This window comes from Allobosea sp. CS1GBMeth4, assembly GCF_900185715.1.
Classification (GTDB): Bacteria; Pseudomonadota; Alphaproteobacteria; order Rhizobiales; family Beijerinckiaceae; genus Allobosea.
Map to the genome: position 1 here is coordinate 298,200 of NZ_FYAS01000025.1, position 23,522 is coordinate 321,721.

The following is a 23,522-nucleotide window of genomic DNA, read 5'->3' on the forward strand; positions in this document are numbered from 1 at the left end:
CTTGCCTTGCGGTTCCGCCGGGAGTGTCACGAGGTTCGAGCGGGCTCGCGCCTGGCTTCCCGCCCCACAGCCTCGGCCAACAATGCAATCTGCGCCTCCCGGCCGGCCGGGCAGCCGGCGTCGATCCAGGCCGCGCGCGCGGCTTCGATCACCTCGCCCACTTTCGGGCCGGCCCCGACGCCGAGCGCCAGCACGTCCCGCCCGGTCGGCAGGAATGGCGGCGTGCGCGCCAGCTCGGCGATCAGCGCCTGGATGTCCGCCGCCGCATCGCCCCGTCCGAGCAGCACCAGCCCGCCCGCGACCGCGTCCGTTCCGATGCGCTGGGCCAGGCGACGCAGCGTCGCGAGCCCCGGCCGCGCCTCCCGCCCGGACAGCGCCTCCAGCGCCGCGGCGATGCCCGACAGCCGCTCGAATTCGGCATTGGAGAGCCGCAGCCGCTCGCGCAGCCGCAACGCGTCCTCGCGGACGCTGACGGCGAGCGCCGCCAGGCGGAAGGCGGGATACACCGTTTCGCCCCGCGCATCGGCGATAGCCGCGAAGCGCGACAGATGCGGGGCGCCGCCGAGCACCGGCATCAGCAGCCCGGCCCCGGCCATGGCCCGGAGCGTCGCCGCCGCCCGCGGCGCCACCAGGAGCTTGAGGAATTCGGCGCGGACCCGCTCGCGCGACAGCCCGTCCAGGCCGGCGCGGCCGGCGATGCAGGCATGCAGCGCCGCCCGGTCAGGCTCGCCGGCCCCGTAGCGGGCATGAAAGCGGAAGAAGCGCAGGATGCGCAGGTAATCCTCGGCGATGCGCTCTCCCGCCGCGCCGATGAAGCGCACGCGCCGCGCCTCGAGATCCGCGAGCCCGCCGGCATAGTCGTGCAGCACGCCCGCGCCGTCGAGCGCCAGCGCGTTGATGGTGAAGTCGCGACGGAGCGCGTCCTCCCGGAAATCGCGCCCGAAGGCGACGACGGCGCGGCGCCCGTCCGTCTCGACGTCGCAGCGCAGCGTCGTCACCTCGAAAGGCAGCCCGCCGATCACGATGGTGACGGTGCCATGCTCGATCCCGGTCGGGACCGCCTTGAAGCCGGCGTCCCTCGCCCGCCGCGCCGTCTCGTCCGGAAGGCAGGTCGTCGCGATATCGATGTCCGCCACCGGCTCGCCGATCAGCGCGTTGCGCACCGCTCCGCCGATGATGCGGGCTTCGTCGCCGTCGCGGTTCAGCACCGAGAGAAGCGCGATGATGTCGGCGCGCGCCAGCAGCGTGGCGAGGCGGCTGCGGTCGACCCCGGTCATCGCCTGGGCCGATCGTCGAACTCGCCGGGGACGAGCCGGCCGTTCTCGACATGCGGCGGCACGAACGCGCCGGTATGCCGCGGCGCGACCAGCCCGGCATAGATGAGCGAGGCGATGCCGAAGACGAGCCCGGTCACCGACAGCCAGAACAGGTGGCCGCTCCAGTGCTCGACATCGAACGGATTGCGCCGGCGGATCACCAAGTAGCCGGCGAACAGGCAAAAGGGCAGGACGAAGAGCAGGAACTCCTCGATCAGCGTGCGCAGCATCGGGCGTGTCCAATCCGTCCAGTCTTCAGCGCCCGGCCAATCGCTCGTAGAGATTGCGGATCATGCCGGCCGTCGCTCCCCAGATATAGCGATCGCCATGCGGCATCGCATAGTAGGTGCGGTAGCGCCCCTTCCATTCGCGGCCATGGCGCTGGTGGTTGGCGGGATCGAGCAGGAAGGCGAGCGGCGTCTCGAAGGCCTCCTCGACCTCGTGCGGGTTGATGGTGAGCGCCAGCGGCGGCTCGACCAGCCCGACCACCGGCGTGACGCGATAGCCGGTTCCGGTGACGTAGGCGTCGAGATAGCCCACCGCCCTCACCTTGCTGGCAGCGAGCCCGACCTCCTCCTCCGCCTCGCGCAGCGCCGCGACCAGCGGCGAGCCGTCGGTCGCGTCGATGCGCCCGCCGGGAAAGGCGATCTGCGCCGAATGGCTGCGCAATGCCGCGGCCCGCTGGGTCAGCAGCACCGTCGGCTCGTCCGGGTGCAGCACGATCGGAACCAGCACCGCCGCCTCGATCGCGCTCGCCTCGTCCGGAATTTCGACCGGTTCCGGCTGCAGGTCGTGGTCGCCGCGCGGCCGCGCGATCAGGTCGCCCAGCGCCGGCGGCTCGGCGCGCAGGCTGTCGAGCAGCAGCGCCTCGAGCTCGCTCCCGTTCCAGAACGCCGCCGGGGCGAACCGCTTCGCCGGATGCCGCATCACAGTCCCTCGATCTCGCTGGCCGGCGCGACCACGTGGAAGGCGCCGCCGGCCGCGATGCCGAACTGCGCCTGTCCATCGATGTCGCGCATCTCGCCGAGCGCCAGCAGATCGTAGCTCAGCGCCCGCGTGAGCCGGGCCCAGAGCCCGCGCCGCACATGCACATAGGGCTTCACCCCCTCGTTTGCAGCCCGGGCGAAGCGCAGCGGATTGTCCGGTCCGACGGCGACGAGATCGTCGGTACGGGTCCGGAAGGCGATGCCGCGCCCCGCGCCCCCGCCGTCCACGGCCATCTCGACCGCCTGCAGCGGCGCGTCCTCGACGGTGATCCGGACCTTCTCGACCGGGGTCACCAGGAAGTAGTCCTCGCCGTCGCGCACGAGCACCGAGGAGAACAGCTTCACCAGCGCGGGCCGGCCGATCGGCGTGCCGAGATAGAACCAGGTGCCGTCGCTCGCGATCCGCATGTCGAGATCGCCGCAGAACGGCGGGTTCCAGCGCTCGACGGGCGGCAATCCGCGCCCCTGGCCGCCGCCGAGCGCGCTCAGCAGCCGGTCCATGGCGCCGCCGCTCATCGCCCACCTCTCGTTATCGTCATCGGCATGCCGGTTGCGTCGCCCTCTCGCCTTGAACTCTACATAATCGTGAAGCCGACTGTTGTGCACCGCCGTCCTGCGCCCCTTGAGCCGGTCCGATCCGGGGGCCACAGTTTCGAATCGGACAGGAAGGCCGCGCGGCGGCGAGGCTGAAGGAGATCGCAATGGTGGCGCAAGCCCGTGCCCAGGATGCCAACGCCCCGATCAACCTCGACTCCGGCGTGGTCGAGGCGGCGGAGGCCGCGCTCGCCGCCATCGGCGCCGCCCGCACCGAAATCGGCCAGGTCATCTTCGGCCAGCAGAAGGTCGTCGATCTCTCGCTGATCACCCTGCTCGCCGGCGGCCACGGCCTGCTCGTCGGCGTGCCCGGTCTCGCCAAGACCAAGCTGGTCGAGGCGATGGGCACCGTGCTCGGCCTCTCGGCCCGCCGCGTCCAGTTCACGCCCGACCTGATGCCCTCCGACATCCTCGGCTCGGAGGTGCTCGACGAGAGTACCGAGGGCAAGCGCCATTTCCGCTTCATCAAGGGCCCGGTCTTCGCCCAGCTGCTGATGGCCGACGAGATCAACCGCGCCTCGCCTCGCACCCAGTCGGCCCTGCTGCAGGCGATGCAGGAGCACCACGTCACCGTCGCCGGCGAACGCCACGACCTGCCCGCGCCCTTCCATGTCCTCGCCACCCAGAACCCGATCGAGCAGGAAGGCACCTACCCGCTGCCGGAAGCCCAGCTCGACCGCTTCCTGCTCGAGATCGACGTCGGCTATCCCGACCGCGAGGCCGAGCGCCGCATCCTGCTCGAGACCACCGGCGCCAGCGAGCACAAGCCGGTGCAGGCGATGACGGCCGAGACGCTGATGTCGACGCAGCGCCTGGTGCGCCGCCTGCCGGTCGGCGAGGCGGTGGTCGAGGCGATCCTCGACCTCGTCCGCTCGGCCCGGCCCGGCGAGGGCGAGAAGGCGATCACCGACAAGCTCGCCTGGGGGCCCGGCCCGCGCGCCAGCCAGGCCCTGACCCTCGCCTGCCGCGCCCGCGCCCTCGTCGAGGGCCGGCTCGCCCCCTCGGTCGACGACGTCGCCGCGCTCGCGGCTCCCGTCCTGAAGCACCGCATCGCGCTGACCTTCGCCGCCCGCGCCGACGGCGAGACGGTCGAGGGCATCGTCGCCAGGCTGGTGGAGCGCTTGGGTTGAGGACAATCTGATGCTGCGCACGCGCGTCCTCGGCCCGACCGAGCGCCAGCCGGGCCAGCCGGTCCTCAAGGCCTCGCTCGACCTTGCCGCGCGCCTGCCCCGGCTGGTGCTGGAGGCACGGCGGGTCTCGGCGAGCGTGCACGGCATCCATGGCCGGCGGCGCTCAGGCCCCGGCGAGACCTTCTGGCAGTACCGGCCGCTGGTCACCGGCGAATCCGCCTCGCGCATCGACTGGCGCCGCTCGGCCCGGGACGGCCATCTCTTCGTGCGCGAGCGCGAATGGGAAGCCTCGCATGCGATCTGGCTCTGGATCGACCGTTCGCCCTCGATGGGCTTCGCCTCCTCCCTCGCCCAGGCCAGCAAGATCGACCGCGCGCTGGTCGCCGGCTTCGCCCTGGCCGAGGCGCTGGTCGAGGCCGGCGAGCGCGTCGGCCATCTCGGCCTGACCCGGCCGATGGCGTCGCGCCGCATCGTCGAGTTGCTGGCACAGGCGATCCTGGCCGACCGCCGCAGCGGCGACGCAGACCTGCCGCCCGGCGAGCCCCTGCCGCGCCTCGCCGACGCGATCCTGATCACGGACGGGCTGACGCCGGCGGCCGCCCTGGCCAGGCGCATCGCCACCCTGGCGAGCAGCGGCGCCAAGGGCCATATCCTGCTGATCGTCGACCCGATCGAGGAGACCTTCCCCTTCTCCGGTCAGGCCGAGCTCTTCGACCTCGAGGACGGGCTGTCGCTGCGGGTCGGCGACGCCGGCCGATGGGGCGAGGAATATCGCAACCGGCTGCAGGCGCATCGCGACGCCATCCGCGAGGCCTGCCGCCATGCCGGCTGGACGCTGACCCTGCACCGGACCGACCGCCCGGCGAGCGAGGGCGTGCTGCGCGTCGCCAGCCTGATCGCCGCCTCGCGCGGCGGCGGCTGAGGGAGAGCACGATGCTGTCATCGCTGCCGATCGCCTTCTCCGCGCCGCTGGCCCTGATCGCGCTGGCGGTCCTGCCCGTGCTCTGGCTGATCCTGCGGGTGACGCCGCCGCGGCCGAGGCGCATCGACTTTCCGCCGCTGAAGATCGTGCGCGACCTGATCCCGCAGCGCGAGACTCCGGCGCACACGCCCTGGTGGCTGCTGGCGCTGCGCATGGCGGTGGCGGCACTGGCGATCCTCGCCGTCGCCGGCCCGGTCTGGAATCCGGTCCGCGACGCGGCCGCGCTGCGCGGCCCGCTGCTGCTCCTGGTCGACAACGGCTTCGGCGCGGCGGCCGACTGGCCCGAGCGTCAGGCCATCGCCGAGAGCCGCATCGCCGCCGCCGGGCGCGAGGGCCGGCCGGTCGCCGTCGTCGGCCTCGCCGAGGCCCCGGCCGAGATCGCCCTGTCGGAGCCGCAGGCCGCGCTCGAACGTCTGCGCGCGCTCGGCCTGCAGCCGCACGCTCCCGATCGCGGCGCCCATCTGCAGCGGCTCGAGACCTTCTGGCGCGCCCAGCCCCAGGCCGAGACGGTCTGGGTCGCCGACGGACTCGGCATCGGCGGCGGCGACACCGATTTCCTCGCCCGGCTGAAGCAGGAGGCCGGCGCCAATCGTCTCTCGATCCATGCCGGCCCGGCCTGGCAGCGCGCGCTCGCCGCGCCGGAAAACCTCGCCGGCGCCCTCACGGTGAAGGTGCTGCGCGCCATGGCGAGCGCCCCGGCCAGCGGCCAGGTTCGTGCCCTCGATCTCAAGGGCCTGCCGCTCGGCGACGCACCCTTCGTCTTCGGCGGCGGCGACAGCGAGACCTCCGCACGGCTGACCCTGCCGATCGAGGTCCGCAACGCCGTCTCCCGGCTCGAGATCGTCGGCGAACGCAGCGCCGGCGCCGTCGCCCTGCTCGACGATCGGGCCAAGCGCCGGCGCGTCGGCATCGTCTCCGGCGCCACCGCCGACACGGCCCAGCCGCTGCTGTCGCCGACCTATTACGTCTCGCGCGCGCTCTCCCCCTTCGCCGAGATCCGCGAGCCGCGCGCCGGCTCGACCGACCCGGTCGGCGAGCTTCTGGCACAGAACCTCTCGGTGCTGATCCTTGCCGATATCGGCGCGCTCGACCGCGACACCGCCGCCAAGGTCTCGGCCTTCGTCGAGCGCGGCGGCGTGCTGCTGCGCTTCGCCGGAGCCCGGCTCGCCGCGTCCTCCGACGATCTGACGCCGGTGCGCCTGCGCCGCGGCGGCCGCACGCTCGGCGGCGGCCTCTCCTGGGAGACGCCGCGCAAGCTCGCCCCCTTCACCCGCGAGAGCCCCTTCTTCGGTTCGCAGATCGCCGAGGACGTCCGCGTCACCCGCCAGATCCTGGCCGAGCCGGAGCCCGACCTCGCCCGCAAGACCTGGGCGGCGCTGGAGGACGGCACGCCGGTGGTCACTGGCGAGCGCCGCGGCGACGGCGTGCTCGCCATGGTCCATGTCACCGCCGACACCACCTGGTCGAGCCTGCCGCTCTCCGGCCTCTTCGTCGAGATGCTGCGCAAGGTCGTCGCCATGTCCGGCACCAGCGCCGCCGAGGGCGAGGGCGGCGAGATCCGGGTCGACACCCTGTCGCCGACGCGCGTGCTCGACGGCCAGGGCGCTTTCCGCTCGCCGCCGGCGACGGCGCAGCCGGTGGCCCGCAACTTCACGGGCCGGGCCACGCTCGCCCATCCGCCGGGCATCTACGGCCCGACCGACGGCGCCATGGCGGTCAACACGCTGGCACCGGCCGACACGCTGGCGGCGCTCGATCTCGCCGGGGTCGGCGCGGCCCTGCTGCCGATCGACCAGCCCGTCGCCCGCGACATCCGCCCGCAGCTCCTGGTGCTGGCGCTGCTTCTCCTCGTCGCCGACACGCTGGCGACGCTGTGGCTCGGCGGCCGGATGAACCTCGCCCGCTTCCGCCGGGCGGCGCCGGCAGCGCTCGTCATCGCCCTCGCCGCCGCGACGCTCTCGTCGCCGGATGTCGCCAGGGCGCAGCAGCAGACGCCGCCTCCTGCCCCGCCGGCCGAGCAGCGTCCGCCGGTGTCACGCGACCTCGTCACCGCCGCGAGCGCGACGCGGCTCGCCTATGTGCTCACCGGCGACAGGGCGGTCGACGACATGTCGAAGGCCGGCATGGCCGGCCTCAACATCGTGCTCGGCGCGCGGACCGCTCTGGAGCCGGGCGAAGCCGCCGGAATCGATATCGCGCGCGACGAGCTCGCGCTCTATCCGATCCTCTACTGGCCGGTGGTCGCCGGCCGGCCGATCCCCCCGGCCGAGACGCTGCGCAAGCTCGAGGCCTATATGAAGGGCGGCGGGCTGGTGATCTTCGACACGCGCGACGCGATGAGCAGCCGGCCCGGCGGCGGCACCACGCCGGAGGGCGACCAGCTTCGCCGCATGCTGCAGACGCTCGACATTCCCGAGCTCGAGCCGATCCCGCGCGACCACGTCCTGACCAAGACCTTCTACATCCTCGACGGCTTCGTCGGCCGCTACGACAGCGGCACGACCTGGGTCGAGGTGCTGCCGCCGGCCAGCGAGGACGGCCGCCGCCCGGCCCGCGCCGGCGACAATGTCTCGCCGATCGTGATCACCTCGAACGATCTCGCCGCCGCCTGGGCGGTCGGGCGAAGAGGCGAGGCGCTGGTGCCGATGACCGGCTCCGACCCGCGCCAGCGCGAGATGGCGCTGCGCGCCGGCGTCAACCTCGTGATGTACGCGCTGACCGGCAACTACAAGGCCGACCAGGTCCATGTCCCCGCCCTTCTGGAGAGGTTGGGGCAGTGACCGCATTTCGCTTTGAAACGAGGAGCCACGACCTGTCCTCTTCCCCCTTGTGGGGGAGAGCTAGAGAGGGGGGTATGCCACCCTCGACATTGGGCGAGCTGAGCGCAGGGGCGTTTGCGGGTGCGATACCCCCTCCCACAAGGGGGGAGGGCTCCCGCGCTCCGAAGAATGCAAACCGATCCTTTCCGCAACATCGTTGCAGGGAGTTCGCGCGCGTCGTGACCGGATACAGGCCGTGGGCAAGGAGACCCTGAACCCATGTGGAGCCTGACCTTCGCACCGCTCGTCCCGCTGCCGCTGCTGATCGGCCTCGCCGTCCTGGCCGCGGTCGCCGCCGGCATCGCGCTGGTGCTGGCCGGGCGCGGCGCGATCCTGCGCGCGCTGGCGCTCGCCGTGCTCGCGATCGCCCTGGCCGACCCTTCGCTCGTCTTCGAGGATCGCGAGCCGGTCAAGGATGTCGTCGCCGTCGTCGTCGACAAATCCGCCTCGAACCGCCTCGCCGACCGCAGCCAGCAGACCCAAGCGGCCCAGGCCGAGGTCGAGCGGCAATTGCGCGGCGTCTCCGGGGTCGAGACGCGGACGATCGAGGTCACCGACCAGCAGGGCGCCGGCGACGGCACCCGCCTGTTCGAGGCGCTCGCCTCCGGCCTCGCCGACGTCCCGTCCGAGCGCGTCGCCGGCGCGATCCTGCTCACGGACGGGCTCGCGCACGACGCTCCCGCCAGTGCCGAGGCGCTCGGCCTGCGCGCGCCGCTGCACGTGCTCGCCACCGGCCGCGAGCGCGAGATCGACCGGCGCATCGTGCTGGTCGATTCGCCCCGCTTCGGCATCGTCGGCAAGGAGCAGAACGTCCGTCTGCGCGTCGTCGAGAAGGGTGGCCCCGGCCGCGCCGCGATCACGGTGCGCCGCGACGGCGAGATCATCGCGCGGCGCGAGGCGATCACCGGCGAGACGGTCCAGGTCCCGGTCCGCATCGATCGCGGCGGCCCGAACGTGATCGAGATCGAGGCGGCGCCGCTCGACGACGAGTTGACGCTCGCCAACAACCGCGCGGTCATCACCATCGAGGGCGTGCGCGACAAGCTCCGCGTGCTTTTGGTCTCCGGCGAGCCGCATCCGGGCGAGCGCACCTGGCGCAATCTGCTCAAGGCCGACGCCAATGTCGACCTCGTCCATTTCACCATCCTGCGCCCGCCGGAGAAGCAGGACGGCACGCCGATCAACGAGCTTTCGCTGATCGCCTTCCCGACGCGCGAGCTGTTCCAGGTCAAGATCAAGGATTTCGACCTGATCATCTTCGATCGTTACGCCAACCAGTCGATCCTGCCGCTGGTCTATTTCGACAACATCGTCCGCTATGTCCGCGACGGCGGCGCCCTGCTGATCGCGGCCGGGCCGGAATATTCCGGCGCCCAGTCGCTGGCGCGCACCCCGCTCGGCCAGATCCTGCCGGCGCAGCCCGATGGCAGCGTCTTCGACGAGGCCTATCGCGCCAGGGTGAGCGAGCCGGGCAAGCGCCACCCGGTCACCCGCGACCTGCCGGGCTCGGAGACCGAGCCGCCGCGCTGGGGCGAATGGCTGCGCCTGGTCGGCGCCCGCAGCCGCTCGGGTTCGGCGGTGATGACCGGGCCGGGCGAGCGCCCGCTGCTGCTGCTGGCGCGCGAGCAGAAGGGCCGCGTCGCGCTCTTCCTCTCCGACCATGCCTGGCTCTGGGCCCGCGGCTTCCGCGACGGCGGCCCGCATCTCGACCTGCTGCGCCGGCTCGGCCACTGGCTGATGAAGGAGCCGGACCTGGAGGAGGAGGCGCTGCGCGCCAGCGCCCGCGGCCGCAATATCGAGATCGAGCGCCAGACGCTCGGCGACAATCCCGCTCCCGCGATCGTCACCGCGCCCGACGGCTCGACCCGCACCCTGCCCTTCGAGGCCGGCCGCCCCGGCCTCTTCGTCGCCCGCGCGGCCGCGAGCGAGTTCGGCCTGCACAAGATCACCACCGAGAACCTCACCGCCTTCGCCAATGTCGGCCCGGAGAACCCGCGCGAGCTGATGGAGGTCGTCAGCGATCCCGGCAAGCTCCAGGCGCTCGCCGAGGCCACCGGCGGCTCCTCGCGCCGGATCGGCCAGGAGAACGGCTCGGGCGTCGGCATCCCGCGCATCGTGCCGGTGCGCTCGGGACGGCAATTCGCCGGCGCCGACTGGATCGGCCTGCGCATCAGCGATTCCGGCATCGTCCGCGGCGTCTCGATCTCGCCGCTCTTCGTCGGGCTGATCGGGCTCGCCATCCTGCTCGGAGCGCTGGTCGCCGGCTGGATCGGCGAGAGCGGACGCAAGTTCAGGCGCGAGGCGTGACAGAGCGCACGTCATAGTCGGCCTCGAGCCGACCATCTCAGGCGGGAAAAGGCGTCGATCGACGCCCTCTTTCCAGAGATTCTCGGGTCTGCGCTTAGCTCCGCCGAGAATGACGTATCGTCAGCGTAGCGCCGCCACCGGGCCTCGGCGTTGCGCCAGCACCCCCTCCTCGAGCTCCAGCGCCAGGAAGCGCGCCGGATCGGCCGGGCCGGGCAGGACGAGATGGCCCGGCTTCACCGGCCTGAAGCCGAAGCGGGCGTAATAGGGCGCATCGCCCACCAGCAGGATCAGCGCGTGGCCGTGCCGGCGCGCCGCCTCGATCGCCGTATTCATCAGCGCAGCGCCGATGCCGCGCCCCTCGAAGGCGGGATCGACGGTCAGCGGCCCGAGCATCAGGCCGGGCCCGCCGCCGGCGACGATCGGCGTCACCCGGACCGAACCGACCAGGAAGGTGCCGACATGGCTGGCGAAGGAAAGCGCCGGATCGTGCGGCGCGCCTTCGCGCAGGCGCGTGGCGGTGCGGGCATAGCGGCCCGGCCCGAAGGCGCGCTCGTGCAGCCGTTCGATCGCTGCGGCATCGCCCGGCAGTTCCTGGCGGATGGTGAGGGGGAGCGAAGTCATGGTCGGGGTCGCGGCATGGCCGAATTCGGCGCGCTTGGCAATGGCGCCGGCCTCACACCGGCCGCGCCCAGAGGTCCTGATGGCCGACGCGCACCGAGGCCGCGGCGCGCCTGGCCTCCAGCCAGTCCGCGACGGTCTCCGGCGCGATATGCCCGGTCTCGGCGACGGCGGCCGCGATCCCGCTCGCCAGTTCGCGGATCAGGTCGGCCTCGGCGGCGCCGAGCCGCCAGGGACTTTCGCCGACCGTGACCGCACAGCCGGCCCGGCGGAAGGCCTGCGCCAGCAACTCGGTCGCCTCAGGCCCGGCGGCCGGGCCGAAGCCCTTGTCGCCACGCTGGTGATGGTGGAAGGCGGCGAGCATGCGCGGGTCCTCGGCATGCGCCGGCTCCCAGGTCTCGCGCCCGTCATAGGTCAGCACGGCGTAGAGCGGCAGCCCCGTGCTGACGAGCGAGGCGACGAAGCGTTCGAGCCAGCGCGGCGAGGCGAGATCGAACAGCGCCGCGGCCGTGACCAGGTCGGGCTGCCAGCCCAGCACCCATTCGAGCTCCCTGGTCAGGTCGGCCTGGCGGAAATCGACCGTCAGCGTCCTGTCCGCCTTGCGCAGCACCAGCTCCTCGCCCTGCTCCTGCGCCTCGTCCGCCCATGCGGCGAGCTTGCGCCGCGCCACGGAGAGAAGGCGCCGGTCGGCGTCGACCAGGGTCCAGTGCTGGCGCGCCGGCAATGCGCCGTAGCTGCCGCGCAGATTCGAGCCGGTGCCGCTGCCGAGATCGATGATCGACAGCGACGGCCGGTCCGCGAAGGCCGAGCCGACCGCCGCCAGCACCTGCGGATTGCGTGCGGCATGGTCGGCCGGCTCGCGCAGAGCGAGCCAATCGGGGGAGAATCCGCTCATGGCATAACCTTCGCACACACCTCGGCGACGATCGTCGCAGTCTCGCGCCAGCGCGGCAATGCGCCGGCTGCATGCCAGGCGGCGTCGGCGCGCCGGGAGCGCTCCTGCCCGTCATCCAACAACCGTGCCAGCCCGGCGCGCAGCGCCGCGACATCGCCCGGCGGCACCTTCAGCGCGGCTGCGTCCGGGGCCGTCTTGGCCGCGGCGCCCCCTGTGGTGCACAGGATCGGCAGGCCGCGCGCCAGCGCCTCGGTCAGCACCATGCCGTAGCCCTCGAACAGCGAGGGCATCACGAACAGATCGGCGCTCGCATAGGCGGCGTCGAGCTCGGCCTGTCCGAGCACGCCGGCGAGCCTGATCCGGCCGGACAGGCCGGCCGCGGCGATCTGCGCCTTGAGCGCGACCGTGGTGTCCGGCGCGCGGTCGTCGGCGCCGACGATGGTCAGTCGCCACGGCCGGTCGGCCAGCGCCTCCAGCGCCGCGACGAGGACGTCATAGCCCTTGCGCGGGACGAGCGAGCCGACGGCGAGCAGCGCGACCGTCTCGCTGCCGGAGCCGGCGGCCCTCGCCGTCGGGTCGACACCCGGCTCGGCCACGGTGATCCGCTCCGCCGGCACCGAGAAGTCGGCGACCAGCAGCCGCTTCGTCGTCTCGCTGGAGGTGACGACAGCCTCCGCATGGCGCAAGGCCGCGGCCTCGCGCCTGACGAACTGCGCCGCCTCGTCCGGCGAGAGCCCGGTCTCCAGCCCGAGCGGGTGATGCACCAGAGCGACCACCCGCCCGGCCAGCCCGGCGGCGATGCTCTCCGGGAAGGCGCCATAGGCGAGCCCGTCGATCAGCAGCACGCTGTCGAAAGGCTGCGACAGGATCGCCCGGCCGGTCTCGGCGAGATCGGCCGCGCTCGGCTTCGGAAAGCCGCCCGGCAGCGGCAGGTGCCGCGCCGCGACGCCCATCTCGCGCCATTCCTTCAGCAGCCGCCGGTCATAGGCATAGCCGCCGGTCGGCAGCGACAGATCGCCGGGAATGGCGAAGACGATCTCGCTCACGCGAGGGCGCCCTCGTAGCTCGCCCTGGCCAGGTCGGTCTCGTGCAGGGTGACGCGGATCTTCGCAAGATCGGCGGCGTCGGCGCCGAGCTTGCCGGAGCGGGCCGCGGCCGCCATCGCGTCGAACACGTATTTGCAGAGGAATTCGGTGGTGGTCAGCACGCCCTCGAGCTGCGGCAAGCTGTCGAGATTCTTGTAGTTCAGCGGCTTCAGCGTCTCGTTGAGCACGTTCAGCGCCGCGCCGATGTCGACCACAACGTTCTGGCGCGTCAGGCTCTCGCGGAAGAAGGCGACGTCGACGACGAAGGTCGCGCCATGCAGCGCCTGCGCCGGGCCGAAGAACGGGTCGGGCAGCGAATGGCCGATCATGATGCGGTCGCGGACTTCGACGGAAAACATGGGCGATCTCCTTCAGCGCGCGCAGTCTTGGCGAAGGCCGGTGCGCGACGTCAATAGCGCAGGACAGCCGTCAGCCCCGCGCCGGCGAACAGCGCCGGCAGGCGCGCCGGAGCATCGCTGAACGCGATCTCGTCGGTGATCAGCGCGTCGAGCCGCTCATCCGCCAGCAGGGCCAGCGCCGCCTGCATCCGGCGCGCATAGCCGAACCGCGCTCGCCGCGAAGGCGAGACCTGCCCGACTTGCGAGGAGACGAGTTGCAGGCGCCGGGCATGGAAGGCTCCGCCGAGCGCGACGGCGACGTCGCCCGCGCCGTACCAGCTCAGCTCGACGATCCGGGCCTCGAGCCCGGCCGCCCCGATCGCTGTGGCGAGGCCGGCAGCGCTCGCGCTGGCATGGAAGACGAGGTCCGCATCCCGCGGACAATCCGCCGGCAGCGCGAAGCGGCAGCCCAGCGCTTCCGCGAGCCCGGCGCGGCTTCGATCGAGATCGACCAGGATCACCTCCGCCCCCGGCAGCTTGCCGGCGATGAAGGCCGTCAGCAGGCCGAGCACCCCGCCGCCAACCACGACGATCCGGTCAGCGGGGCCCGAGCCCGCATCCCAATGCGCGTTGAGCGCGGTTTCCATGTTCGCGGCGAGCACGGCCCGCCTTGCCGGGACGCTCTCGGGAACTGGCGTCACGCGCTCGGCCGGAACCACGAAGCGGTCCTGATGCGGATGCAGGCAGAACACGGTCCTGCCCAGCAGGTCCGCCGGCCCCGCCTCCACGGTGCCGACGGCGCAGTAGCCGTATTTCACGGGATAGGGGAACGCACCCTGCTGGAGAGGCGCGCGCATGCGCTCATATTCGCTCTCGGGCACGCGGCCTTCGAAGACCAGGCGCTCGGTGCCGCGGCTGACGCCGCTCCAGAGCGTGCGGACGCGGCATTCGCCCGGACCGGGCCCTGCCAGCTCCTCCGCGTTCAGGACGCATTCACGCGGGGCGGCATACCAGAGCGCCTTCGCCTGTACCCTTGCGTCATTCGCATTTGCCGGCTTTACCACGCATCGCCCTCCGCGCCGTTCCCCGCCAGCCCTGACGAGCCCATGACGGAAACCGCCATGAACCAGCGCCCCGCTCCGACCACGTTCGAAGCGGTGGCGCAAGAGGACTTCCGGCTGACGCCGGCGGGGCTGCAATCGGTCCAGGCCCTGCGGGCGCGGCGCTGGCTCGTCGCGACGCTGAATCTCCTGACGCTGGCGGCCCTGCTCTGCGGCCTCGCGCATGTGCTCTCGGCCGGCGGCTGGAGCCTGGCCGACATCGCGATCTTGATAGCCTTCCTGTTCGGCGCGCCGTGGACCGTGCTCGGCTTCTGGAACGCCGCGATCGGGCTCTGGCTGCTGCACGGCGTCACGGATGGACTCGACCGGGTCGCCCCCTTCGCCACCGCTGGCGACGCGTCGACCCCGCTCACGGTCCGCACCGCGGTGCTGATGACGCTGCGCAACGAGGTTCCGGCCCGGGCCTTCCGGCGGCTCGAAGTGGTCAAGCAGAGCCTCGACGCCACCGGCGAAGGCGCCTGGTTCGACTATTTCGTGCTCTCGGACACCGACGACCCGGCCGTCGCCGCGGCCGAGGACCAACTGGCCGCCGCCTTCGCCGCACGCATCGGCGAGCCCGGCCGCCTGACCTATCGCCGCCGCAGCGACAATGCCGGCTACAAGGCCGGCAATCTCCGCGATTTCTGCGAGCGCTGGGGCGACCGCTACGAGCTCATGCTGCCGCTCGACGCCGACAGTGTGATGTCGGGCGATGCCATCGTGAAGCTCGCCCGGATGATGCAGGCCCATCCGAAGCTCGGCATCCTGCAGAGCCTCGTCGTCGGCATGCCGAGCAAATCGGCCTTCGCCCGCATCTTCCAGTTTGGCATGCGCCACGGCATGCGGCCCTACACCATGGGCTCGGCCTGGTGGATCGGCGATTGCGGCCCGTTCTGGGGCCACAACGCCATGGTGCGGATCGCGCCCTTTCGCGATCATTGCCATCTGCCCGTCGTGCCGGGCGGGCCCCCGCTGGGCGGGCCGGTCATGAGCCACGACCAGGTCGAGGCCACCCTGATGCGCCGCGCCGGCTACGAGGTTCGCGTCCTGCCGGTGGAGGCCGGCAGCTGGGAGGAGAACCCGCCGACCATGCTCGAATTCGCCCGGCGCGACCTGCGCTGGTGCCTCGGCAACCTGCAATATCTCAAGATCCTCGATATCCCGGGGCTGAAGATCATGAGCCGCTTTCAGCTCGCTTGGGCGATCCTGATGTTCATCGGCCTGCCCGCCTGGACGCTGATGATCGCGCTGCTGCCGCTCAAGGCTCTCGAGGACCGTGCCATCGCCGATTATCCGGCCGGTCTCGCCGCCTTCCTCTACGTGCTGTTCTTCGCGATGTATCTCTCGCCCAAGCTCGCCGGCTTCGCCGACATCCTGCTGACGAAGGGCGGCACGCTGCGTTATGGCGGCAGCGCCCGCTTCATCGCCTCCTCGCTGGTCGAGATCGTCTTCGCCTTCCTGCAGGGCGCGGTCTCGAGCTTCCGGACGACGCTGTTCATGATCGGCCTCGCCTTCGGCAAGGCGAGGATCGGCTGGAATGGCCAGGCGCGCGACGCCCACGCTCTCTCCCTCGCCACCGCCTTCGCCGGCCTCTGGCCGCATCTCCTCTTCGGGCTCTATGTCGTCGGCACGCTCGCCTTGCTCTCTCCGACCGTGCTGATCTGGTCGCTGCCGCTGACCGCCGGCTATCTGCTCGCCATCCCCTTCGCGATGCTGACGGCGGCGCCGGCTCTCGGCGCCCTCCTCGTCCGTGCGGGTCTCTGCGGTATTCCCGAGGATTTCCACCCGCCGGCCGAGATCGTCGCGATCCAGGGAGGCGCGGCGCGATGAAGCCGGTCGCCTATCCCAGAGGCACGGCCAGGAGCCTTTCGCGCTCGCTGCGCGTCTATCATGGCGACCATGCCCGCAAGGCCGCGATGGACGGCCTCTATGCCCGCTTCCTGCGGCCGGGCGACCTCGCCTTCGACATCGGCGCCCATGTCGGCGACCGCATCTCCTCGTTCCGCCGGCTCGGCGCCCATGTCGTCGCGCTCGAGCCGCAGCCCGGGCCGGCGCGGGCGCTGCGCCTGATCCATGGCCGCGATCCGAAGGTGACCCTGGTCGAGGCCGCCTGCGGCGAAAGCCCGGGCAGCGCGACCCTCAGGATCAACAGCGCCAACCCGACCGTTTCCACCCTCTCCGCCGCGTTCGTCGAGGCGGCGAGAGGCGAGGAGGGCTGGCGCGAGCAGGTCTGGGATCGCGAGCTCAGCGTGCCCTGCACCACGCTCGACGCGCTGATCGGCGAATACGGCCTCCCCGCTTTCGTCAAGATCGACGTCGAGGGCTTCGAGGCGCATGTCCTCGCCGGCCTCACCCGTGCGCCGCCCGCCCTCTCCTTCGAATTCACCACGATCCAGCGCGATGTCGCGCAGGCCTGCCTCGCCCGGCTCGCAGCGCTCGGCCCCTACAGCTTCAACGTCGCGCTCGGCGAGAGCCAGGCGCTCGGCTTCCCGGACGCGGTTCCCGCCGCGGCCATGGCTCGCTATATCCGCGAGCTGCCGCATGATGCGAACTCGGGCGATGTCTACGCCCTTCTGCAAGGCTGACCGACGATGACGACGTCCCTGACCGCGCGGCTGCGCGCCCTCTTCCTCCCGCTCGCCCTTCTCGCCGCCGGCGCGGCCCACGCCGCCAGCGACATCGCCGTCGAGGTGAAGAACGAATCCGAGCCGGTGCTCTGCGCCGAGAAGGACAACGTCACCATCAAGGCGATCTCGCCCGAGGTCCGGCGCTTCCAGATCGAGGCCGCGCATCCGGCCTATATCTCCGGCCTGGTCAAGGACAATTGGGAGGCCGACTGGACGGCCTGCGACATGACCGGCGATCCGGTCTTCAAGGCGCCGGTGCCGCCGCGCCGCGTCACCTTCTACGAGAGCATCGAGTACTGGCTGGTCGGCTACACCTTCGAGACCTTCTGGCGCCCGGCCGACGCCACCTTCAAGGTCGGCGACCGCGTCGAGAAGGGCCTGCACCTCGTCCAGCTCTGGAAGCTCGGCAAGGACAAGTCCTACGAGGTCCTCGTGGTCTATCCGCAGGACGGCTACTGGCGCGCCCGGCCGATGCCGCCGCAGCATCTCGGCTTCTCCTCCTACGGCTCCTCCTTCCTGTTCGGGCCGATCGAGCAGGACGGCGCCCGGCCGGTGGTGAACATCAGGGAGATCGAATTCGACCCGAAGACCACCTCCTTCAAGCTCAGCTTCAAGGACGGCTCCTCCGGCACGCTCAGGCTCGGCAGCGTCGACGAGAACCGCATGGTCCTCGACGCCGTGCTCGACAGGCCGGTGACCGGAGGCAAGGGCTTCGTCGCGCTGCGCTCGATGTACGTCACCGAGTTCAACAACGACGTCGCCCGCATCGCCATCCGCGAGCCCGGCGCCAAGGGCTGGCGCGAGGAGCGGCTGATGCCCTTCGCCGGCGGCAAGGCGACCGACATCTGGATGGGCCGCACCACCCATTCCCAGCACAACACCTCCTCGCCCGACATGGTGTTCCGCAACTTCTCGAAGGACCCGACCCTGCCGGCCAGGCCGGAGGCGAAGAAATAGCCGATCCTTCCGGTGGTCGCGCCGCGAGCGGATGGCGCGCGAGGCGGAGCGGTCGTCGGGCGGGCTGCGGCCGCGGAACCGTGCCGCGCCTCTCCATGTTACCGATGACGCGCCGGCCCCGACGGGCTAGCTTGCGCCTGCAAGCCCTGACTGACGAGATTGCCCATGCCGCGTTTTGCCGCCAACCTCTCGATGATGTTCACCGAATGGAGCTTCCTCGACCGCTTCAGGGCGGCCGCCGAAGCCGGTTTCGAGGCGGTGGAGTTCCTCTTCCCATACGAGCACGCGCCCGAACAGGTCGGGCTCGCGCTCGCCGGCGGCAAGCTCGAGCAGGCGCTGTTCAATCTCCCGCCCGGCGACTGGGCCAGGGGCGAGCGGGGCATGGCGGCCCTGCCCGGCCGCGAGGAGGAATTCCGCAAGGGCATCGAGACCGCCCTGGCCTATGTCCACGAGACCGGGGTCAAGCGCCTGCACATGATGGCGGGCCACGCCGATCCCGACGATCCCGCCGCGCAGAAGGCCTATCGCACCGCGATCGCCTATGCCGCCGACAGGCTGGGCGAACACGGGCTCGACCTTCTGCTCGAACCGATCAACGGCAAGGACATGCCGGGCTATTTCCTCAACGACTTCGACCAGGCGGCCGCCTATGTCCGCGAATCCGGCCGCCCCAACGTGAAGCTGCAGTTCGACATGTATCATTGCGAGCTGATCCATGGCGATGTCGGCGCCCGGCTGGAGGCGCTCTACCCGCTCGTCGGCCATGTCCAGATCGCCAATGCCGAGGGCCGGCACGAGCCCGACGGCACGCGGCCCGATTACCCGGCGCTGTTCGCTCAGCTCGACTCGCTCGGCTATGCCGGCTTCGTCGGCTGCGAATATCGCCCGCGCGCCGGCACGCTCGAAGGCCTCGGCTGGTTCTCGCCCTGGAAGAAGCACGCGTGAGCGGCCCGGGCTTCCCCCATCCCGTGCTCGTCGCCGACATCGGCGGTACCAATTGCCGGCTCTCGCTGGTGCCGGCCCGCGGCGCGCCGCACGAGCCGCTGGCGCGGATCAGCACCGGGGCGCATCCGACGCCGGAGGCGGCGCTCGGCGCGGTGCTGTCGACGCTGACGGTCAGGCCGCGCTCGGCCATCCTCGCCGTCGCCGGCCCGCTCGACGGGCGCAGGGCGCAGCTGACCAATGCCAACTGGCATTTCGACGGCCCGGTGCTCGGCCGCGTGCTCGATCTCGAGCAGGGCCTGCTGGTCAATGATTTCGAGGCGCTCGCCGCCTCGCTGGCGGTGCTGAAGGATGGCGATCTCGCCAACCTCGTCCGTGGCCGCCCGGAGCCTGAAGGTCCGCGCCTGGTGCTCGGCCCCGGCACCGGCTTCGGCGCCGCCGCCCTGCTGCGGCGCGGCGACACCGGCATGCTGGTGCCGACCGAATCCGGCCATATCGGCATCGGCCCCGAGGATCCGGCCGAGGTGAAGCTCTGGCCCGTTCTGGCCGAGGGCATCCCGCGCGTCACCATCGAGGAATTGCTGAGCGGCAGCGGCCTCGTCCGCTTCCACCGGGCGGTGATGCGGCAGTCGCAGCTCGCCGAACCCGATGTCAGCGCCGCCGACGTGACCGCCCTCGCGCTCGACGGCAACCCGGCCGCGCTGATGGCGGTGATCTGCTTCTGGCGGCTGCTGGCGCGCGTCGCCGGCGACCTTGCCCTCGGCTTCAAGGCGACCGGCGGGGTCTACCTCGCCGGCGGCATCGCGCCGCGCATCCTGCCGCTCGCCGACAAGGCGACGATCCACGCCGTGTTTTGCGGCAAGCCGCCGGTCGAGGACCTCGCTGCCCGCTTCGCGCTCAGCGTGATCACCGCCGAGGATCCAGCCGAGCAGGGCCTCGCCGCCATCGCCGCCGCACCGCACCGCTTCGGCCTCGACGATCCCGCGCGCTTGTGGTTTGCGTGAGCGCCCGCGTTTGCTAGGGAACAAAGCATCGTTCCGCGGCGCCCCGCAGCGTCGAGCCCGGAACCCATGAACACGTCCTTCCTAAAGTGGGCGCGGCGAGCACCGTGTCCTCTGGAAAATCGTCGTGTTCAGGGGTTCCCGGGCCCTTCGCTCCGCGAAGTCACGGAGTGACGGCGCGATTCGCGCCGCCTGATCAGCTGACTTTCTCTCCCTTTCGAGATCGCGTCCTCCCTTGCCCCAGCTCTACGGCATCCAGGTCCTGCGCGCCATTGCTGCGCTGATGGTCGCGATCCATCACGTCCAGGCCGATGCCGGCTTCCTCGCCGCGCGCGCCGGAACGGCCTTCACGCCGTCGCACGCCTTGCCCTGGACCGCCGGCGTCGACCTGTTCTTCGTGATCTCCGGCTTCATCATGGTGCATTCCTCGGCCGGGCTGTTCGACCGGCCGGACGGGGCGCGGCTGTTCGTCGCCCGACGCGTCGCGCGGATCGTGCCGCTCTACTGGGCCGCCACCACGCTGTTCCTCGCCGTGCTCCTCGCCTCGCCCGCGCTGGTCAACTCCGGAGCGCCGAGCTTCGCGCAGATCGCCGCCTCCTATCTGTTCTGGCCGATGCCGAACGCGATCGGCGAATTGCAGCCGATCTACTCGCTCGGCTGGACGCTGAATTACGAGATGCTGTTCTACGCGCTGTTCGGCCTTGCCCTCTTCGCACCCGGACGGCTCGTGGTGCCGCTCGTCTGCGCTGCCCTCGCCGGCCTGGTCGCAGCACAGCTCCTGGCCGGGCCGCTGCCCCTGCCCTTCGGCTTCTGGGGCCAGCCGATCGTGCTCGAATTCGCCGCCGGCATGGCGGCCGGGCTGCTCCGCCGCAAGGGTCTCAGGCTCGACGGCCGCCTGCGCTGGCTGATGGCGGCGGCCGGGATCGCCCTGTTCGTGATCGCCTCCGGCGAGGGCTGGGCCCAGACCTCCTGGGGCGCCGTCGCCTTGCGCGGACCGGCGGCGCTGCTGCTGGTCACGGCGGCGGCCTGCGGCCGCAACGTCACCGCGCCTTCGGCGCTGGTGCGCGCGCTGGCGCTCCTCGGCGATGCGTCCTACGCGCTCTACCTCGTCCACCCCTTCGCGATGCGGGCGCTGCGCGAGGTCTTCGCGCACACCGCTCCGAGTGCGACCGGCCTCTTCATCGTCCTCGCGCTGCTGGCCGCCGTGCTGGCGGCGCTGGTGGTCTACCACGGGTTCGAGCGGCCGATGACGAAGATGCTGCGGCGGGCGCTGCGGGCGTAAGGCCGCCATGGTCGGGCTTGCCCCGACCATCTCGGAAACCAGCTGGCTCGTCCTGAGATTCTCGGATCTGCGCTTCGCTCCGTCCGAGAACGACGCTCACTTTTTCTTCAGCCGCATTCCCTTCAGCGACCGGCCGACGACGCCGCCGTCGCGCCGGCGCTCCGGCCGCCGGGCGACGATCGTCTCGACATGCTCGGCTTGCGGGAAATAGCCGCGCTCGAGCACTTCGAGCGTATATTCCTCATAGGTCAGGCCGAGCGCCTCGGCCCGCTCCTGCCGCCTGAGCGCGATCTCGCGGGGCTTCTTCCAGGCCTTGCGATGGGCGAAGCGCCAATCGAAGATCCGGCCGATCTCGCCCTTGCCGGCGTCCGGCCGGCGCTTCTTCTCCTCGAGCGGCGGGCCGCCATTGTCGCCGATGCGCGCCGGGCGCGGCTTGCGCGGAGCGGGCTGTCTCATCGAAGCCATCTCACATAAGATACAAATCGCATCTCATAGTGGACGAAGCCTGACCGCCCCGCAAGGCCCCGCATGGTGACAGGCGCGCCGCCGCGGTCTATCCCGCGCCTCATGGCTCCTCTGCTTCATCTCCGCGACGTCGCGCTCACCTTCGGCGGCCAGCCGCTGCTGGAAGCGGCCGAGCTCGCCGTCTCCGCCGGCGAGAAGGTCTGCCTGGTCGGCCGCAACGGTTCGGGCAAGTCGACGCTGCTCAAGATCGCCGCCGGCCTGGTCGAGCCCGACCGCGCCGAGCGTTTCGTCCAGCCCGGCTGCACCATCCGCTACCTGCCGCAGGAGCCGGACTTCACCGGCTTTGCCTCCGCCCTCGCCTATGTCGAGGCCGGTCTCGGCCCCGGCGACGATCCCTATCGCGCCCGCTATCTCGTCGAGGAGCTCGGCCTCACCGGCGAGGAGGACCCGGCCAGCATGTCCGGCGGCGAATCCCGCCGCGCCGCGCTCGCCCGCGTGCTGGCGCCCGAGCCCGATATCCTGCTGCTCGACGAACCGACCAATCATCTCGACCTGCCGGCGATCGAATGGCTGGAGCAGGAGCTGAAATCGCTGCGCTCGGCCATGGTGCTGATCAGCCACGACCGCCGCTTCCTGAGCAATCTCTCGCGCGCCACCGTCTGGCTCGACCGCGGCGTCACCCGCCGGATCGAGCGCGGCTTCGCCGATTTCGAGGCCTGGCGCGACGAGGTGCTGGCGCAGGAGGAGCTCGACCGCCACAAGCTCGACCGCAAGATCGCCCGCGAGGAGGATTGGCTGCGCTACGGCGTCAGCGCCCGGCGCACCCGCAACCAGCGCCGCCTCGGCGAGCTGCACGCCCTGCGTGACCAGCGCCGGACCGCCCGCAAGGCGGTCGGCAGCGTCCGGCTCGAGGCCAGCGAGGCGCAGGCCTCGGGCAAGCTGGTCATCGAGGCGGTCGCGATCACCAAGAGCTTTGGCGAGCGCGCGATCGTCAAGCCGCTGTCGCTGCGCATCGCCCGCGGCGACCGGATCGGCATCGTCGGGCCGAACGGCGCCGGCAAGACCACGCTGATCAACCTGCTCACCGGCGCGCTCGAACCCGATTCCGGCACGGTGAGGCTCGGCACGGCCCTGGAGATGGTGACGCTCGACCAGAGCCGCGAAAGCCTCGACCCGGCGACGCCACTCGGCGACGTGCTGACCGGCGGCGGCAGCGACCAGGTCATGGTCGGCGGCGAGCCGCGCCATGTCGTCAGCTACATGAAGGACTTCCTGTTCCAGCCGCTGCAGCGCGGCACCGCGGTCGGCGCCCTCTCCGGCGGCGAGCGCGGCCGGCTGATGCTGGCGCGGGCCCTGGCCAGGCCGTCGAACCTGCTGGTGCTGGACGAGCCGACCAACGACCTCGACATCGAGACGCTCGATCTCCTGCAGGAGCTCGTCGCCGACTATGCCGGCACGGTCCTGCTCGTCAGCCACGACCGCGACTTCCTCGACCGGACCGTCTCCTCGGTGCTGATCTCGGATGGCGACGGCGTCTGGACCGAATATGCCGGCGGCTATTCCGACATGCTGGCCCAGCGCGGCCGCGGCGTCGGCGCCAGGAGCCGCGCCGTGCCGGAGAAGCGGCCGGCGGAAGCGGCGCCGAAGCCCGCGGCCGCGCCGGCTCCGGCCGCCAGACGCAAGCTCTCCTTCAACGAGAAGCACGCGCTGGAAACGCTGCCGAAGAAGCTGGAGGCGCTGCAGGCCGAGGCCGGCAAGCTCAACGCCGCGCTCGCCGGCGACCTCTACACCCGCGATCCCAAGCTCTTCGCCAGGGCGACGGCCAGGCTCGACGAGGTGGCGCGCGAGATCGCGCAGGCGGAGGAGCGCTGGCTCGAGCTCGAGATGCTGCGCGAGGAGATCGGGGCGTAAAGCCGCAAGCGCTCTCTCCGTCATGCTCGGCCTTGTGCCGAGCATCCACGTCTTGAACACCGCCCCCGATGGACGGAGACGTGGATGGTCGGGACAAGCCCGACCATGACGACAATGCCAAACTGCGCGATCGGCCGCCCCGCCCATACAATTCCGCTATCCTGCCA

Annotated in this window: 21 protein-coding genes; 11 read left to right on the forward strand and 10 right to left on the reverse strand. The window is 71.5% G+C overall.

Going from position 1 to position 23,522, the window contains the following annotated elements:
• Positions 1-26: 26 nt before the first annotated feature.
• Genes CS1GBM4_RS15215 through CS1GBM4_RS15230 form a run of 4 tightly spaced genes read right to left on the reverse strand, consistent with a single transcriptional unit; the run spans position 27 to position 2,818 of the window.
• On the reverse strand, positions 27-1,277 hold the full coding sequence (locus tag CS1GBM4_RS15215; RefSeq protein ID WP_186419570.1) for a CCA tRNA nucleotidyltransferase: 1,251 nt from the start codon (positions 1,275-1,277) through the stop codon (positions 27-29).
• On the reverse strand, positions 1,274-1,546 hold the full coding sequence (locus tag CS1GBM4_RS15220) for a DUF6111 family protein (RefSeq protein ID WP_186419571.1): 273 nt from the start codon (positions 1,544-1,546) through the stop codon (positions 1,274-1,276). Before CS1GBM4_RS15220 ends, CS1GBM4_RS15215 begins: the two co-directional genes overlap by 4 nt.
• 25 nt (positions 1,547-1,571) lie before the next feature.
• Positions 1,572-2,243 carry a CoA pyrophosphatase gene (locus tag CS1GBM4_RS15225; RefSeq protein WP_186419572.1) on the reverse strand — a complete coding sequence of 224 codons (672 nt, stop codon included), beginning with the start codon at positions 2,241-2,243 and terminating at the stop codon, positions 1,572-1,574.
• Complete coding sequence (locus CS1GBM4_RS15230) at positions 2,243-2,818, reverse strand: DUF1285 domain-containing protein (protein WP_186419573.1); 576 nt, start codon at positions 2,816-2,818, stop codon at positions 2,243-2,245. Before CS1GBM4_RS15230 ends, CS1GBM4_RS15225 begins: the two co-directional genes overlap by 1 nt.
• A gap of 188 nt (positions 2,819-3,006) precedes the next feature.
• Between CS1GBM4_RS15230 and CS1GBM4_RS15235 the strand changes: the two genes are divergently transcribed.
• The 4 genes from CS1GBM4_RS15235 to CS1GBM4_RS15250 all read left to right on the forward strand — a co-directional run bounded on the left by CS1GBM4_RS15235 (position 3,007) and on the right by CS1GBM4_RS15250 (position 10,134).
• Complete coding sequence (locus CS1GBM4_RS15235; RefSeq protein ID WP_244607239.1) at positions 3,007-4,026, forward strand: MoxR family ATPase; 1,020 nt, start codon at positions 3,007-3,009, stop codon at positions 4,024-4,026.
• 10 nt (positions 4,027-4,036) lie between these two features.
• A complete protein-coding gene (locus tag CS1GBM4_RS15240; RefSeq protein ID WP_186419575.1) occupies positions 4,037-4,948 on the forward strand; it encodes a DUF58 domain-containing protein in 912 nt (303 codons plus the stop codon).
• A 14-nt stretch (positions 4,949-4,962) separates the two neighbouring features.
• Complete coding sequence (locus CS1GBM4_RS15245) at positions 4,963-7,788, forward strand: DUF4159 domain-containing protein (RefSeq protein WP_186419809.1); 2,826 nt, start codon at positions 4,963-4,965, stop codon at positions 7,786-7,788.
• Positions 7,789-8,046: 258 nt separating this feature from the next.
• The gene (locus CS1GBM4_RS15250) at positions 8,047-10,134 is read left to right on the forward strand and encodes a hypothetical protein (RefSeq protein WP_186419576.1); all 2,088 of its coding nucleotides are present in this window, start codon (positions 8,047-8,049) and stop codon (positions 10,132-10,134) included.
• Positions 10,135-10,254: 120 nt separating this feature from the next.
• Here the strand turns inward: CS1GBM4_RS15250 and CS1GBM4_RS15255 are convergent, their stop codons facing one another.
• Genes CS1GBM4_RS15255 through CS1GBM4_RS15275 form a run of 5 tightly spaced genes read right to left on the reverse strand, consistent with a single transcriptional unit; the run spans position 10,255 to position 14,134 of the window.
• Complete coding sequence (locus CS1GBM4_RS15255) at positions 10,255-10,755, reverse strand: N-acetyltransferase (protein WP_186419577.1); 501 nt, start codon at positions 10,753-10,755, stop codon at positions 10,255-10,257.
• 52 nt (positions 10,756-10,807) lie between these two features.
• On the reverse strand, positions 10,808-11,647 hold the full coding sequence (locus tag CS1GBM4_RS15260; RefSeq protein ID WP_186419578.1) for a class I SAM-dependent methyltransferase: 840 nt from the start codon (positions 11,645-11,647) through the stop codon (positions 10,808-10,810).
• On the reverse strand, positions 11,644-12,693 hold the full coding sequence (locus CS1GBM4_RS15265) for a glycosyltransferase family 4 protein (protein WP_186419579.1): 1,050 nt from the start codon (positions 12,691-12,693) through the stop codon (positions 11,644-11,646). The genes CS1GBM4_RS15260 and CS1GBM4_RS15265 overlap by 4 nt, the downstream gene beginning before the upstream one ends.
• The gene (locus tag CS1GBM4_RS15270) at positions 12,690-13,091 is read right to left on the reverse strand and encodes a 6-carboxytetrahydropterin synthase (protein WP_186419580.1); all 402 of its coding nucleotides are present in this window, start codon (positions 13,089-13,091) and stop codon (positions 12,690-12,692) included. The genes CS1GBM4_RS15265 and CS1GBM4_RS15270 overlap by 4 nt, the downstream gene beginning before the upstream one ends.
• Positions 13,092-13,141: 50 nt before the next feature.
• Positions 13,142-14,134, reverse strand: coding sequence for a zinc-binding alcohol dehydrogenase (locus CS1GBM4_RS15275; RefSeq protein WP_244607240.1), 993 nt, complete (start codon positions 14,132-14,134; stop codon positions 13,142-13,144).
• Positions 14,135-14,191: 57 nt separating this feature from the next.
• Here CS1GBM4_RS15275 and mdoH point away from each other — a divergent pair, with 57 nt between their 5' ends.
• From mdoH to CS1GBM4_RS15305, 6 genes are all read left to right on the forward strand, one after another.
• Positions 14,192-16,000, forward strand: a complete 1,809-nt coding sequence (gene mdoH, locus CS1GBM4_RS15280; protein WP_186419581.1) for a glucans biosynthesis glucosyltransferase MdoH — start codon at positions 14,192-14,194, stop codon at positions 15,998-16,000.
• Complete coding sequence (locus tag CS1GBM4_RS15285; protein WP_186419582.1) at positions 15,997-16,755, forward strand: FkbM family methyltransferase; 759 nt, start codon at positions 15,997-15,999, stop codon at positions 16,753-16,755. Before mdoH ends, CS1GBM4_RS15285 begins: the two co-directional genes overlap by 4 nt.
• A gap of 6 nt (positions 16,756-16,761) precedes the next feature.
• Positions 16,762-17,754, forward strand: coding sequence for a hypothetical protein (locus CS1GBM4_RS15290; RefSeq protein WP_186419583.1), 993 nt, complete (start codon positions 16,762-16,764; stop codon positions 17,752-17,754).
• A gap of 165 nt (positions 17,755-17,919) precedes the next feature.
• Positions 17,920-18,699, forward strand: coding sequence for a 2-oxo-tetronate isomerase (otnI, locus tag CS1GBM4_RS15295; protein WP_186419584.1), 780 nt, complete (start codon positions 17,920-17,922; stop codon positions 18,697-18,699).
• Entirely contained in the window at positions 18,696-19,700 is a 1,005-nt protein-coding gene (locus CS1GBM4_RS15300; RefSeq protein WP_186419585.1) for a glucokinase, read from the forward strand. The genes otnI and CS1GBM4_RS15300 overlap by 4 nt, the downstream gene beginning before the upstream one ends.
• 232 nt (positions 19,701-19,932) lie before the next feature.
• Positions 19,933-20,979 (forward strand): acyltransferase, encoded by a 1,047-nt coding sequence (locus CS1GBM4_RS15305; protein WP_244607241.1) that lies wholly within the window; start codon positions 19,933-19,935, stop codon positions 20,977-20,979.
• A 96-nt stretch (positions 20,980-21,075) separates the two neighbouring features.
• Here the strand turns inward: CS1GBM4_RS15305 and CS1GBM4_RS15310 are convergent, their stop codons facing one another.
• A complete protein-coding gene (locus CS1GBM4_RS15310) occupies positions 21,076-21,435 on the reverse strand; it encodes a hypothetical protein (RefSeq protein WP_186419586.1) in 360 nt (119 codons plus the stop codon).
• Between the two features lie 111 nt (positions 21,436-21,546).
• On the opposite strand from CS1GBM4_RS15310, the gene CS1GBM4_RS15315 reads away from it, so the two are divergent.
• Complete coding sequence (locus CS1GBM4_RS15315; protein ID WP_186419587.1) at positions 21,547-23,355, forward strand: ATP-binding cassette domain-containing protein; 1,809 nt, start codon at positions 21,547-21,549, stop codon at positions 23,353-23,355.
• The last annotated feature ends 167 nt before the right edge of the window (positions 23,356-23,522 follow it).